At 61.9% G+C, this 13,830-nt stretch carries 9 protein-coding genes and 1 tRNA gene; 7 read left to right on the top strand and 3 right to left on the bottom strand.

Annotated elements, in window-relative coordinates; genetic code table 11:
- Positions 1-231 precede the first annotated feature (231 nt).
- Complete coding sequence (locus F8A90_RS05130; RefSeq protein ID WP_233593450.1) at positions 232-2,022, top strand: putative bifunctional diguanylate cyclase/phosphodiesterase; 1,791 nt, start codon at positions 232-234, stop codon at positions 2,020-2,022.
- A gap of 397 nt (positions 2,023-2,419) precedes the next feature.
- Here the strand turns inward: F8A90_RS05130 and F8A90_RS05135 are convergent, their stop codons facing one another.
- Positions 2,420-3,343, bottom strand: a complete 924-nt coding sequence (locus tag F8A90_RS05135) for a LysR family transcriptional regulator (protein WP_200019270.1) — start codon at positions 3,341-3,343, stop codon at positions 2,420-2,422.
- Positions 3,344-3,577: 234 nt separating this feature from the next.
- On the opposite strand from F8A90_RS05135, the gene trpB reads away from it, so the two are divergent.
- Together trpB and trpA are read left to right on the top strand one after the other, a co-directional pair.
- Positions 3,578-4,819: a tryptophan synthase subunit beta gene (trpB, locus tag F8A90_RS05140; protein WP_054554923.1), complete on the top strand. Its 1,242-nt coding sequence runs from the start codon at positions 3,578-3,580 to the stop codon at positions 4,817-4,819.
- A 126-nt stretch (positions 4,820-4,945) separates the two neighbouring features.
- A complete protein-coding gene (gene trpA / locus F8A90_RS05145) occupies positions 4,946-5,785 on the top strand; it encodes a tryptophan synthase subunit alpha (RefSeq protein ID WP_200019271.1) in 840 nt (279 codons plus the stop codon).
- Positions 5,786-5,954: 169 nt separating this feature from the next.
- Here trpA and F8A90_RS05150 read toward each other — a convergent pair whose 3' ends face one another.
- On the bottom strand, positions 5,955-6,947 hold the full coding sequence (locus F8A90_RS05150) for an alpha/beta fold hydrolase (protein WP_200019272.1): 993 nt from the start codon (positions 6,945-6,947) through the stop codon (positions 5,955-5,957).
- 352 nt (positions 6,948-7,299) lie between these two features.
- On the opposite strand from F8A90_RS05150, the gene F8A90_RS05155 reads away from it, so the two are divergent.
- Together F8A90_RS05155 and F8A90_RS05160 are read left to right on the top strand one after the other, a co-directional pair.
- The gene (locus F8A90_RS05155) at positions 7,300-9,651 is read left to right on the top strand and encodes a sensor domain-containing protein (protein ID WP_200019273.1); all 2,352 of its coding nucleotides are present in this window, start codon (positions 7,300-7,302) and stop codon (positions 9,649-9,651) included.
- A 190-nt stretch (positions 9,652-9,841) separates the two neighbouring features.
- Positions 9,842-9,918, top strand: a tRNA-Arg gene (locus tag F8A90_RS05160).
- Positions 9,919-10,271: 353 nt separating this feature from the next.
- Here F8A90_RS05160 and F8A90_RS05165 read toward each other — a convergent pair.
- Positions 10,272-11,441 carry a glycosyltransferase gene (locus tag F8A90_RS05165; RefSeq protein WP_200019274.1) on the bottom strand — a complete coding sequence of 390 codons (1,170 nt, stop codon included), beginning with the start codon at positions 11,439-11,441 and terminating at the stop codon, positions 10,272-10,274.
- Positions 11,442-11,723: 282 nt separating this feature from the next.
- On the opposite strand from F8A90_RS05165, the gene F8A90_RS05170 reads away from it, so the two are divergent.
- Together F8A90_RS05170 and F8A90_RS05175 are read left to right on the top strand one after the other, a co-directional pair.
- Positions 11,724-12,662, top strand: coding sequence for a methyltransferase domain-containing protein (locus F8A90_RS05170; protein ID WP_200019275.1), 939 nt, complete (start codon positions 11,724-11,726; stop codon positions 12,660-12,662).
- 80 nt (positions 12,663-12,742) lie between these two features.
- A complete protein-coding gene (locus tag F8A90_RS05175; RefSeq protein ID WP_200019276.1) occupies positions 12,743-13,798 on the top strand; it encodes a methyltransferase in 1,056 nt (351 codons plus the stop codon).
- The last annotated feature ends 32 nt before the right edge of the window (positions 13,799-13,830 follow it).

Genomic DNA, 13,830 nt, shown 5'->3' on the forward strand with positions numbered 1-13,830 from the left:
TTCAACATGGCTAAAGGGTTCCGCCAGGCCTTCAGGGCCGCCGGAATATTGTGCTCTCGTCCCGTCATCATTGCCGTGGTACTGACGTTGATGATGGTGGTGATGTGGGGCCAGAGCATGCTGGGTCGATGGCCAACCGCGTTACTGATGGTGATTCTTGGCGCAACTGCGGGCATCATGCTATCTCGCAAGCGTCAGGTGTCACATCATCAGCATACGCAGGAGGCGGTCATGCAGACGAGTATGGTTGGCCTCTCGACCAGCAAGGGACTTCCCGTCAGTGATCAGCGCTTTCGAGAGCTGTTGGAAAGTCTGCCGCGCGTCGCCGTTCAGGGCTATGACAGCCAGCGCCGCGTCATCTACTGGAACGAGGCCAGCGAGCGGCTATACGGCTATAGCGAGCAGGAAGCTCGCGGACGATGCCTGGAAACTCTGGTGATCCCGGAGACGATGGCAGATGTCGTGGTGGACGCACACCATGCCTGGGTCTCTCAAGGTATCGAGATTCCCTCCAGTGAACTTGAGCTCAAGCATAAGTCAGGCGCCCCCGTGCCTGTCTTTTCCCACCATGTGATGTTGGGAGAGCGCACTGACAACCCGCTGATGTTCTGTATCGACATCGATCTGGCGGGTGAGCGCAAGGTCCAGCGTGATCTGGATTACATGACGCGTTTCGACCCCCTGACGGAGTTGCCCAATCGCCAGACCTTCGAGAGCGAACTCGGTGAGGCGCTCAGTGAATGCCAGCGTCATGACGACACCCTGATGGTGCTGTTTCTCGATATCGATCATTTCACCGAGATCAATGACACCCTCGGTTACGAGATGGGTGACCGCGTCATCCGCAGCGTGGCCAAGCGTCTGCAGGGCTTCCAGCGCAATCAGGATCTGCTCTCGCGCTTTGGTGGCGATGAATTCGTGCTGGCGATGCCACGACTGGATTACGAGAGTGATGCCCTGTCGGTGGTCGAGTGCATTCGTCAGGACTTCCAGCGACCCTTCGAGATCGAAGGGCGCCAGTTGCTGCTGCGCCTGAGTATCGGCATCAGCCTGTATCCCGAGAATGGGAGCGAGGCGGCCGAGCTGGTGCGCAATGCCGATGTCGCCAAGCATCGTGCCAAGCTGGCCGGGCGCGATGGCTATCAGTTCTTCAATCAGGAAGTCCGCAACGAGATGCTGCATCAGCACCATCTGGCCGGACGCCTGCAGGCGCTGTTGAATCAGGATGGCGGAGGGGAATTGTCGCTGCATTATCAGCCGCAGGTGGCGGCGCGCAGTGAGCGCATCGAATCCTTCGAGGCGCTGCTGCGCTGGCATTCTCCCGAGGGCTATATTCCGCCCTCCGATTTCGTGAAGGTCGCCGAGCGCACCAACTTGATCGAACGTCTGGGAGACTGGGTCATCCGCCAGGCGTGTCGTCAGCAGGCCGAATGGCGCGCCATGGGTCTCAAGGGCTATCGGATCGACATCAACATCTCCGGACGCCAGGCCATCAGTTCGGACGTCTTCACCCGCCTTGAGGCCTATGTCGAGGAATACGGACTGACACCGCGGGACATCGGTATCGAGCTGACCGAGAACGTGTTGATCGATGCCGATATCAAGGTGCGCGACAGCCTGCGGGCGCTCTACGACCGTGGCTACAAGATCGCCATCGATGACTTCGGCACCGGCTATTCCTCGATGAGCTATCTCAAGTTGTTGCCGGTGACGGCGCTCAAGATAGATCGCTCCTTCGTGATCGAGTGCGCCCAGGAACCCAAGGACCGCGCCATCATGGAGGCCACGGTCTTCCTCGGTCATCGCCTCGGGCTGGAGGTGGTCGCGGAAGGGGTGGAGAACGAGCAGCAGCTGGAGTTGCTGCGCGAGATGCGTTGTGACCTGATCCAGGGCTATTACTTCTACAAGCCGATGGCGGCCACGGATATTCAGCGTCTGTTACTCGGTGGCAACAATCCGCCGAATCGCGCCTCGGGGGCCCTCGCCTCGGACAAGGGCGCTGCAGCCCCTGGCTGTCACTGATACCGGGCGGCGATGCGAGGAATGATGGTGCTTCTCCAGCAAAGGTCTGTTGCTGTTCGGGCCCTTTTTTGTTCGCGGACTAAAAGATATGATGCTGACAGTTGAAGCGCGTCAGGCCGTCACCCCTCATCTCGAGTCCGCGATCTCGGATAGGGACTGGCCACCTGACGTGAAGTCTTCGAGTCGAGCCTGCCATGGCTCCTCGATCATTTCTGCCGGGGGTGGCTGCGTCGTTCAATGCGCAGGGTTGTTCGCCCATCCTCGCTTCCAGCCTGCGTTGCAGGTTGCGATGGTTCCTTGAGCGGATTCACGATCTTTCCGGCGCTATCCTCTGGATACATGTCCGGGCAAGCCAGTCCTTGTGACTGGCTTTTTTTATGCCCGTCACAAAGTGTGGCTAGTGGGGCGGAGCCGTTGCCAGTTCCCGGGCGAGCCATTCGCCCAGCGCCTCGGCATGCGGGTGGCGAGCACGAGCGCGGCCGACCTGCGGCAATGTCAGCGTCAGGCATGCCTCGGTCTCGACGAACCCCCAGGGGGCCACGAGGCGCTTGCTGCGCAGGTCTTCCTCCACCAGATAGTCCGGCGCGATGCCGACGCCCAGCCCGACCAGTGTCGCCTCGAGCAGGTAGTTGAGGTGTTCGAAGCCTTGCGCGTAATCAAGCCCCTCACTGGATAGCCCCTGGCGTGAGCACCAATCCGGCCAGGCTTGCGGGCGTGATCCGGTATGCAGCAGGGGCAGGCCCAGCAGAACCTCGGGGGAAGGGGGGCTGGATGCCTCATTTAGCCACTCGCTGTCGGGCCGCAGTACGGGCCCGATGCGCTCGGTGCCCAGCACGCGCGTCTCCTGATGCTCGGCGTCATCAAAGGGCGGCGTCTGGAAGCGCAGGACACCGTCCACGCCATTGCGCAGCCCTTCGTTGTCATCACTGGCGGTCAGGTGCAGCTCGAGTTCCGGCAGGGCGTCCTTGAGTGCCCCCAGTCGCGGAATGAACCAGCGTGCCAGAAACGACCCCGGGCAGCTCAGCACGAAGGGCGCCCGCGCATCACTGCGTGCCAGTGCTCCGCACACGCGTGCCAGGCCGCCAAGGTGATGACGGGTCGCGGTCGCCAGCTCACGACCGGCCTGTGTCAGTGTCAGGCCACGGCCGGCGCGATCGAACAGGCGTGTGCCGAGTGCGTCTTCCAGCTGGCGGATCTGACGGCTGACGGCGCCGTGGGTTACATGTAGCTCCTCTGCGGCGCGCGAGGCGCTCTCGTGGCGAGCCGCCACATCGAAGGTGCGCAGGGCATTGAGGGGAGGCAGTAGCTCGGTGCGCTCCATGGGGTATCTCCTGAGCAAGTGCTGGGCGAGTGCTGGACGTGTCATTGGCATGGAAAGAGTGGCTATGCGGCAATGACCGTCTCGACCATATGTGAGATTTTCTCACACATCTTGGCGAATTTATCGTTTTTCTTCCAGTGCCTGCAGCGCTAGGATGATCACCATATCGCTGGCCTCGCAGATGCCTTGCGCAGTATGTGGAACCAGCCACTGACACGATTCGAGGAGTTCAGCATGAGCCAGACGACTGCTACCCCCAGCCTGCGCCAAGGGCCTGATGCCAAGGGTTTTTTCGGTGATTTCGGCGGCCGCTTCGTTGCCGAGACGCTGATGCCGTTGATCCTGCACCTGCAGCGCGAGTATGAAGCCGCCAAGCAGGACCCGGCATTCGCCGAGGAGCTGGCTGGTCTGTCCGCGGACTATGTCGGCCGCCAGAGCCCGCTGTATTTCGCTGAGCGCCTGACCGAGCAGCTGGGCGGCGCCAAGATCTATCTCAAGCGTGAAGACCTGATGCATACCGGGGCGCACAAGATCAACAATGCGCTGGGCCAGGTACTGCTCGCTCGCCGCATGGGCAAGCAGCGCATCATCGCCGAGACCGGTGCCGGCATGCACGGTGTGGCGACTGCCACCGTGGCGGCGCGTTTCGGGCTGGACTGCGTGATCTACATGGGCTCCACCGATATCCATCGTCAGCAGCCCAACGTGCAGCGCATGCAGTTGCTGGGCGCCAAGGTCGTGCCTGTCACCGCCGGTGATGGCACGTTGAAGGACGCCATGAACGAGGCGCTGCGCGACTGGGTCACCAACGTCGATGACACTTTCTATATCATCGGTACCGTCGCCGGGCCGCACCCGTACCCGCAGCTGGTGCGTGACTTCCAGTCCATCATCGGTCAGGAAACCCGCGTGCAGCTGCAGGAGAAGGAAGGGCGTCTGCCGGATTCGCTGGTTGCCTGCATCGGCGGCGGCTCCAACGCCATGGGCCTGTTCCACCCGTTCCTCGATGAGGAAAGCGTCGAGATCATCGGTGTCGAAGCGGCGGGTGAAGGCCTGGAGACTCCGCGCCATGCCGCCAGTCTCAAGGGCGGCCTGCCGGGCGTACTGCATGGCAACCGCACCTTCCTGCTGCAGGATGAAGAAGGGCAGATCGGAGATGCGCACTCCATCTCCGCCGGTCTCGACTATCCGGGTATCGGTCCGGAACACGCATGGTTGCACGACATCAAGCGTGCCGAATATGTCGCCGCGACCGACCAGGAAGCGCTGGATGCCTTCAAGATGCTGTGCCGTCTGGAAGGCATCATTCCGGCGCTGGAGTCCTCCCACGCGCTGGCGGAAGTCATCAAGCGTGCACCGGGCCTGCCGAAGGACCACCTGATGGTGGTCAATCTGAGCGGCCGTGGTGACAAGGACATGGCCACCGTGACTCATCACCTGGCCGATGAGCTGGGCCTGAACCCTGATGGTGAGTAAGCCAGGGCCTGTCACGTGTTGCCCGGCGTCAGAATCTTCAATCGCTGATCGAATCTGAGCGCCCCATGCCTTCTTCGCCTGCAGGTGTCATCGATGCCTGCAGGTCAGCAAATTCGGAGTCTATTGATGAGCACTTCCGCTATCGACACTACTGCCAGCAGCCGTCTTGATCGTCGTTTCGCTGCCGTGCGTGATGAGAATCGCGCTGCGCTGGTGACCTACATCACTGCGGGCGACCCCGGCTACGATGCCAGCCTCGCGACCTTCCTCGGCATGGCCAAGTCAGGTGCCGATGTCATCGAGCTGGGCATGCCGTTCACCGACCCGATGGCCGATGGTCTGGCGATCCAGCATGCCACCCAGCGTGCCCTGAAGGCCGGCCAGACCATGGACCGCACCCTGGCGATGGTCACGGAATTCCGCAAGCAGGATCAGGACACCCCCATCGTGCTGATGGGTTACTACAACCCGATCTATCGTCGCGGGGTGGCCACCTTCCTCGAGCAGGCAAGCGAGGCCGGAGTCGACGGACTGATCGTCGTCGATCTGCCACCGGAGCACGATGACGAGCTGTGCGTCCCGGCCAGCGAAGCGGGCATCAGCTTCATTCGTCTCGCCACTCCGACCACGGACAGCGAGCGTCTGCCAGGTGTGCTGGCCAACACCTCGGGCTTCCTCTACTACGTCTCCAGCAATGGCGTGACCGGTGGCGCGGCACCGACTGCCGAGAAGGTCGAGGCCGAGGTCGGTCGCATTCGTGAACATACCGACATTCCGGTCGCGGTCGGCTTCGGTATCCGTACCGCGGAACAGGCAGCACGTATCGGGCGCTTCGCTGATGGCGTGGTGGTCGGTTCCGCCCTGATTGACCTGCAGGCCAATGCCGAGACACCGGAGCAGGGTACTCAAGCCGTGCACGCCCTGACCCGTGAGCTGGCTGATGCCCTGAAGACCGCGCGTCAGTGATCGCTGGTCAGCGGACAGCACGCCCCTCGCAGGGGCGATAGTTAGATAGATAGACAGCAACGCCTCGAACCCTGTTCGGGGCGTCGCTGTTTGTGGGGAACGCGCTATCGGCACGACGCGGCGTGTCACGCCCAACGTCTAGTTTTTACTCTCGCTCTCGCTCTTGCTTTCATTCTTGTGAAGCTTGCGCTGGCAGGATCTCGGCCAACCAGTGTGCGATCCGCCCACGTACCTGCTCTCTGTCGTGCCATTGCAGCAGCAGGTGGGGAGCCTCGGGCAGGTAATGAATCTCGAGCGTATCGCGTGAGGCGCTCGGCCAGTCCCTGACCAGCCGCTCGATGGCCACGCGGGGCACGGTGTCATCACGATCACCATGCAACAGCAGGGTGGGCGGCAGTCGTGTGTCAGCAGAAAGATTCGCGATCTCATCACTGGCGTGATCCGTCAAGCGGATCAGGCCGTAATAGGCATCAAGGCGCACGGAATGCACGACGCGTGAATCCTCGGCCAATCGCCTGGCGGCTGCGGGCTGGAGTTCTCCTTGGGGGTACCTGCGTGGTACCTCCACGCTGGTTGTGGGGATCAGATGCGCCGCCGTCCAGAGTCCTGCGTTGTATAGATAGCGCCAGCGGATGCCGCCGCGGACGCCCGGGGCGGCGAGCAGGTTGCCGTCGATCGACAGCTCCGGGTGGTGGGCGAGGGCATTGAGTATCACCGAGCCGCCCATGCTTTCGCCCGCCACGATCAAGGGGAGGCTCGGGTGGCGCTGGCGCAACACCGTAATGGCGTCCACCAGGTCCTCGATCAGCAACGGGGACTCCGGCCATTGCCCTTGCTGGCTGGACTCCCCGAAGCCGCGTTGGTCATAGGCATAGGTCACGATGCCTTGATTTGCCAGCCATGGACCTAGATCGGCATATGCCAGGCGAAAGTCGCCGTAGCTGTGCAGGCCAAGCAGCATGGCGCGTTGAGGGGTTACCTGTGCAGGTTGCCATGACTTCCATGCCAGTGACGTGGCATCACGGGTCACGAGCTGGGATGAGATGGAGGATTCCTCAAGATAGGGAGCCTGGTGGATGTCATTGGCCGCAAGGTAGTGCGGCCCGCATCCCGATAGCAGCATGCAGAGTGAGACTGACATGAAGGACAGCAGAGCGTTCAAGGCATGGCTCTCCGTGGCGAATGGCGTGATGTGAGTACTACGCCCGACGCTGTCGTATGGATCATGCTGTCAGGGCATCTAAAGGTGAGCACTGTCCATGTTGTGGCAGTGATCGCACTCGATTCAAAGGGCTGTGCGATGCTCGAGTGCCGGGTGATGGTCGATGCCAGTGCTGACCGAATGACGCTGGACCCATATTCAACGCATCGCATTGGGTTAATATTACTGAGACATAGGCCGCATACTGGTGCCGAGGATCCGGTACGCTGGTGCTGGTAATTCGCCGAGTCCAGCACAAGACTCGGCATGTCATCCAGCCAGGATCGCAGAGGAGTCTGCTGAGGATACGCCAGTGAGTGACACCACATCGTTTGGCACCATGCCGAGCACTTCCCGGCCGGCCAATGGTCAGGAAGCCGAAGGCTTGCTGAATCAGCTGCTGGATCACACCAGCAACGGCGTCTGTTGCTACGACCTCGAAGGGCGCATTCGCTGGGTCAACCCCGCCTTTGAGCAGCTTCTCGGCTATCGAGAGCAGCAGGTGATCGGCAAGGTGCCCAGTGAATTCCTGATGGGACCGGCATCCGATCTGCTGGTCATCACCCGATTGCGTGAACAGCGGCGCCGCGGCGAACCCAGCGATGAGGAGCTGGTGCATTACGACAGCAATGGCCAGCCCCTGCGATTGCGGCTGCGCTGTATTCCGCTCAAGGATTCCAGGGGGCGGGTGGAAGGGTATCTGGGGTTGCAGACGGACATTACCCAGATGCACAGGGCCTTGATGTTGAGCCATTCCCAGCTCGAGCTGCTGGAAGCCGTGGCGGCAGGCCAGTCTCTGGACAAGACATTGCGAGACCTGTGTCTGACCATCGAAGGCGCCGCGGTTCACGTGCGCTCCTCGTTGCTGCTGCTGGATGATGTAGGCCGCACCATCGTGGCAGGTCAGGGACCCAGTCTGCCGGCAAGCTTCATGCTGTTCACCCGCGGCTTGAAGATCGGGGAAGGTGTGGGCACCTGTGGGACGGCGATGTGGCGGCGCGAGCCGGTCATGACGCCTTCCATCGCGCAGGACCCTGCCTGGGAGGGCTTCCGGGAGCATCCGCATGCGTTGGGGCTGGATGCCTGCCTGTCGATGCCGATTCTCGATGGCGATGATAACCCCCTGGGCAGCTTTGCCTTCTATGCCGAGACGGGCGAGGTCTTCGATGCGACCCACCATGGCTTGCTCGAAGTGGCGGTCAAGGTGGCCAGGCTGGCGATCGAACGCTATCGACGTGACCAGCAACTGACGCATCAGGCCTTGCATGATTCGTTGACCGGCTTGCCCAATCGGCGTCTCGTGCGGCGTCATCTCTGTGAGCTGGCGGAGCATGCCCGGCCAGGAGAGATGGGCGCGCTGATGTTTCTGGATCTCGATCACTTCAAGCGCCTCAACGATATTCTCGGCCACGATGCCGGCGACCTGGCGCTCAAGCAGGTCGCCTTGCGTCTGGCAGAGATGCTGGGTTCGCAGGACTTCCTCGCGCGCCACGGGGGAGACGAGTTCATCGTGCTGCTGGCACCGAGAGCCGGTGGGCCGCGCGAAGCGGCTACCCGGGCGCGTCAGGTGGCGGAGCTGATGCTGGAGCGACTGCAGGAACCGCTGGAGCTTGAAGGGCGAACGCATCAGTTGACCGGCTCGTTGGGCATCACGCTCTATCCGCGACACGAGAAAGGCTATGGGGCCTGCTCGCAGCAAGTGTTGCCGACCGGCAAGGCGGAGCGTGACGAGATTGATAGAGAAGAAGGCGATGCCTGGAGTCACCTCCTGCATCAAGCGGATATCGCGCTCTATGAAAGCAAGGGGGCCGGGCGTGCACGGCTGTGTTTCTTCGCCCCCGAGATGCGCCAGCGCATCATCGATGCCGCCCGGATGGAACACGCGCTGCGTGAGGCCGTGTCTCGCCAGCAGCTGAGCGTCTATCTTCAGCCGCAATTTTCCCTGCCCGAAAGTGGTGAGCCGCAGCTGTGTGGCGCCGAGGCATTGCTACGTTGGCATGATCCGCAGCTGGGGATGGTCTCGCCAGCGACCTTCATCCCCATCGCGGAGGAGTCCGGGCTGATTGTCGAGCTGGGGCATTGGGTGCTGGAGCAGGTCTGTCGCGCGCTTGCCGCCATGACCGCCCGAGGACATGCGCTACCGATGGCGGTCAATGTCAGTCAGGTGCAGTTCCGTAGCAGCGAGTTCGTGCCGCAGGTCACCAGGCTGCTGGCGCAACATGACTTCGCGCCTGAGCTCTTGCGTATGGAAATCACCGAGAGCCTGGCGACGGATGATGAAGCGGCAATGCTCGAGAAGATTGACCAGCTGGCAGCTTTGGGCCTGAGCTTCTCGATTGATGATTTCGGCATTGGCTACTCGAATCTGTCGCGTCTGCGTCGCATGCCGCTCAAGGAGCTGAAGATAGATCGCAGCTTCATCAATGACCTGTCTCATGAGGATTCGCCAGACACGCACACCACAGGCAACGAGATCGTGCGTGCCATGCTGATGATGGCGCGCGCCCTGTCACTCGATGTCGTGGCGGAAGGCGTGGAAGAGGTAGAGCAGCTCGAAGTCTTGCGGCGCATGGGCTGCGAGCGAGTCCAGGGCTACCTGCTGGGGCGCCCGCGTCCGATGGCAGAGGTGATTGGCGACGCGGAAACCCGATTGTCGAAAGGATAGGGAAGGCATGTTCATGAGGCTGTCTCGGCCAGCCAGGGGGCATGACACCGAAATCAGGCGTCGAGCATGCCCTCAGGTTATTGATCCGGTGCCTGAAGCATGTGGTCGACGACTTAGGGCGTGATGCTGGAGGCGCAGCAATTGTCGGGTTTATCTCGCCACTTCAATGGCTTATACTTCCGCTCGCTACGCCCCCTTAGCTCAGCTGGATAGAGCGGCCCCCTCCTAAGGGGCAGGTCGCAGGTTCGACTCCTGCAGGGGGCGCCAGCAAGCCCACCTTCTGGACGACGTTGTCTGTCCTGCCTTCTGCGTCATCGCCTTGTCGTCTTCTCTGTACCGTTCGTTGTGTGCTCGGCCCTTGCTCTATGAGCAGCGCTCGTCCTGGCTTCAGGCTTGGATCAAGAGCTGCCGCACTTGATCTTCCTATCCGATACTCGATCACCCATGCCCTGACTCTTGGTCTGGACATCGCATCGTCGTGTCTGTCGATTGTCTTTTCACTCAATCGTATTGTCAGCTAATCGTCTTGCCAGCCAATCGTCCTGCCAGTTCAGCGCCGCGGGGAGGCGCAAGCGCAAGCCCTGCAAGGGAGTCTTTCGACAAACGCAGGGCTTCAGGTGTCAGCGAGAATTTGCGGTCACGGCATCAGTGGGCAGGGACAGAAACTCCTGCATGATGCGGGTATCGCGGAAGCGTTCGATCAGCTCCGGGTCCGAGTCGAGTGCCGGCGGGTTGGCGAGGCCTTCGCGAATCTTGGCTGCCAGCGCCTCGATGGAGTCTTCGGAGATCAGGCGTGCCTGGTCATGGATCAAGACATTGCGAATACCGCCGGGGACATCCGGAGCCACGCATGGCGTACCGCAGCACATGCTCTCCACCAGCACGATGCCGAAGGCCTCACTGCGTGAACTGAGCACGAACAGGCGGGCGTGCTTCATCCACGGATAGGGATTCAGGCGGCTACCGATCAGATGGACCCTGTCGCCGATGCCCAGCTCGCGGATCAGCGCTTTGGTGGCTTCCCGCTTGGGGCCATCGCCGACGATGACGAGGTCTTCCTCGATGCCTGAGGCGAGGTATGCCTTGATCAGCACATCCTGACGCTTGACGTCCGATAGGCGGCACACCTGTACCACGTAGGGGCGGGAGGGCAGTTCCACCTCTTCCTCTGCCATGGCGGTGATGGCATCCAGATCACAGACGTTGCCGATGGTCGCGAGTCTCGCCGCCTTGATCCCGTGATGGTCCAGCAGGCTTTCCAGTTGCTGGCGCACATTGTCGGTGTTGCACACGACCTGTTTGCCGCTATACAGGCGGCTCAACAGGAAGCGTTGTCGCCAGCCCTCTTTCAGATCGCCGGGCCATGACACCGCCACCTGCCACAGGCGAGGGTCGCGCCACGACCAGAAGGTCTCGAAGGCGCCCTGACCGCGCGTGATGACCCGATCGAGCGGGCCGTATTCCTTTTCCAGGCGCGCGACGAAACGGCGCAGGTAGTGACCGCCGTAATAGCCTCGCCAGACGTATCCTGAGCCCTTGATCCAGGGTGCCAACAGCAGGCGGGTGAACAGGTCGTAGAACAGGCCGATGCCCGTCTTGCGGAATGCCTTGTCGAAGTCGACCTGATGAAGGTGCACACCGGCATCCGGGACGAGCTCCAGTTCGCCCTTCAATACCAGTACATGGACCTCATGGCCTTCGCGGTGCAAGACATTGGCGAGATTGACGGTATTGCGCTGGATACCGCCGATGTTGAGCTTGCGGACGATTAGCAGGACACGTTGTTTCATGGCTGAGGTCTATGTCGGAAGTGGAGTCGATGTGCTCAAGTCGATCAAGTGTCGGTCTTTCTCTGCCCCATGACCTCTTTCCTTGCCATGTGCCGTTCCTTGGCCCCTCGATGCAGGCGCCATTCTACGCCGATCCATTTGGCGGAGGAAATGCGTGGCGGCGGGCCGTCAGCGGCATCAGCGGGCGGTTCATCCGCACCGAGAAGTGCCTTTGGCGAGTGAGTGAGGCATTATCTGCACCATCGCTTCGTCAGTTCTTTCTCCTTCGCCAAGATATTCTTCATGCCTGAGCCGAAAACCTCGCCCTGCGCTGGCGCTTCTCGCGTTCGCCGTGCCACCGCTGATCGTCATTTCGACGGTCTGGCCGACAAGTTCGAACGTGGTTTCTACACCACGGAGCGCGGCCGTGTTCGTCTTGCGCTCACCCAGCGCCTGATGGATGAGCGTTTCTCGCATTTGCCGCCTTCCCCGGTATTGGAAATCGGTGCGGGTCTCGGGCAGACAGCCCACTGGTGGCTCACGCGTGGGCATCATCTCACGCTGGTCGAACCCTCTGGTGAGATGCGTGAGCGCGCGAAACGCTTCCTGAGCACTGCCGCGCCTCAGGGCCAAGAGCTCGCTGGTTTGACAGCTGACCCATCCCGAGCGGCTCAAGAGACGTCAGATCCGCAAGTGACAGGACAAGCCGACGCACTGTCGAATGATGAGCCTTACGCGGGGCGACTGATCTGGGAGGGGTGTGATCTGCAGGGCTTTGCCGCCGAGACGGACAAACAGTGGCCGGTGGTGGTGTGCCACGCCGTACTGGAGTGGCTGCTCGATCCACGGGAGGGGTTTGCCTTGCTCGCGAAGTTGCTGGCGCCCGGTGGCGTCATGTCGCTGAGTGTCTTCAATCGCGATGCGCTGGCGTTTTCCAATGTCAGCAAGGGCAATTTCGACAAGGTGCTGGAAGGGCGTCTGGCAGGGTGGGGCACTGGCAAGCGCTTGACGCCCATTTCACCGTTGCGTGATGGCGAGATACGCCAGTGGGCCGCGGAGGCGGGGCTTGAAGTGCGTGAGCTGACCGGGCTGCGCGTCTTCCACGACTATCTGCGTTCACGCGACCCGCTGAGCGAGGCTGATATGCAGAAATTGCTGGCGCTCGAGTGTCAGCACTGGCGCACGTCCCCCTTCGTCTATCTGGGCCGCTATCTGCACTATGAGCTGGTGCGCCCGGCCTGAGGCGGCCCCGCACAACCGCATTGTTTCGATATCCGGCGCTCTCGCCGGTGTCCGTATCTTCCTACCCTGTTGGAGTCTTCATGTCTGCTCAAACCCCCGCCTGTCAGCTGCTTGAGCGTCAGGACAGTGATTTCCGTGATTGGCTGTGGGTCGCCGCACCGCGTGATGACTGGTGGCTGTCATCGGACCGTCAGCGGCGTGTCTGGGGTCATGATACCGGCATCGTGAATGCCGCGCGGGAAGCAGGGCACCGGGTCAGCCATGCGGTGTCCTTCGCCGATGCGCGAGCTGACGACACCATCGCGCAAGCCGCGGGCGCCATCGTGTTCTGGCCCAAGGCGCACGCGCTGGGCGAGTGGTGGCTGGTGGCGCTGTGTCAGGTGTTGCCGGCGGGTACGCCGATCAAGGTGGTGGGCGAGGTCAACGGCGGCATCAAGCGAGCTGAGCGCATCCTCAAGGCGCTGGGGATGATGGCGCGCAAGGACGATACCGCGCGCCGTTGTCAGCTTTGGTCATCCGTTACGCGTGAGTTGACGGCCGAACAGGCTGCCAGCAGTGAATCGCCACTGGCAGTGGCTGGACAATGGACAGAAGGCTGGGGCGAATTCGAGGCGCTGGAGATGCGACTGACCAGCCATCCGGGGCTTTATGGCAATGCCAAGCTGGACCCGGGTACCGCGCTGCTGCTGGAGAACCTGCCGACCCGTGGCTACAAGCGTGCGCTGGATATCGGGGCGGGTGACGGCATCATCAGCTGCTGGCTGGCGCGTCACGGTGCGCGCGTGATGGCAGGCGACGTCAGTGCCTTTGCGGTGGAGGCGACCCGTCGCAGTCTGGCGCTCAACGGGCTTGAGGCGGACGTACGCCTGAGTGATGTGTTCTCGGCGTTCGAGGGGGAGCGGTTCGAGGCCATCGTGGCCAATCCGCCGTTCCATCATGAGCGCGATATCGATTACGGACCGGCGGCGCGCCTGATCAGCCAGGCACCGGATCACCTGATGCCCGGCGGCACCCTGACGCTGGTCGCCAATGCCTTCCTGCCGTATCCCGATCTGCTGCAGGCGGCCTTCGGCGAGTTTGAAGTGCTCGCGGAAACGCGCCAGTTCAAGGTCTATCGTGCACGCAAGGCGCGCTGATTCCCTGCGACCTGAGCCTCTGCGGCCTGATT

Origin of the sequence: Cobetia sp. cqz5-12 (genome assembly GCF_016495405.1) — a bacterium.
Taxonomy (GTDB): Bacteria; Pseudomonadota; Gammaproteobacteria; order Pseudomonadales; family Halomonadaceae; genus Cobetia.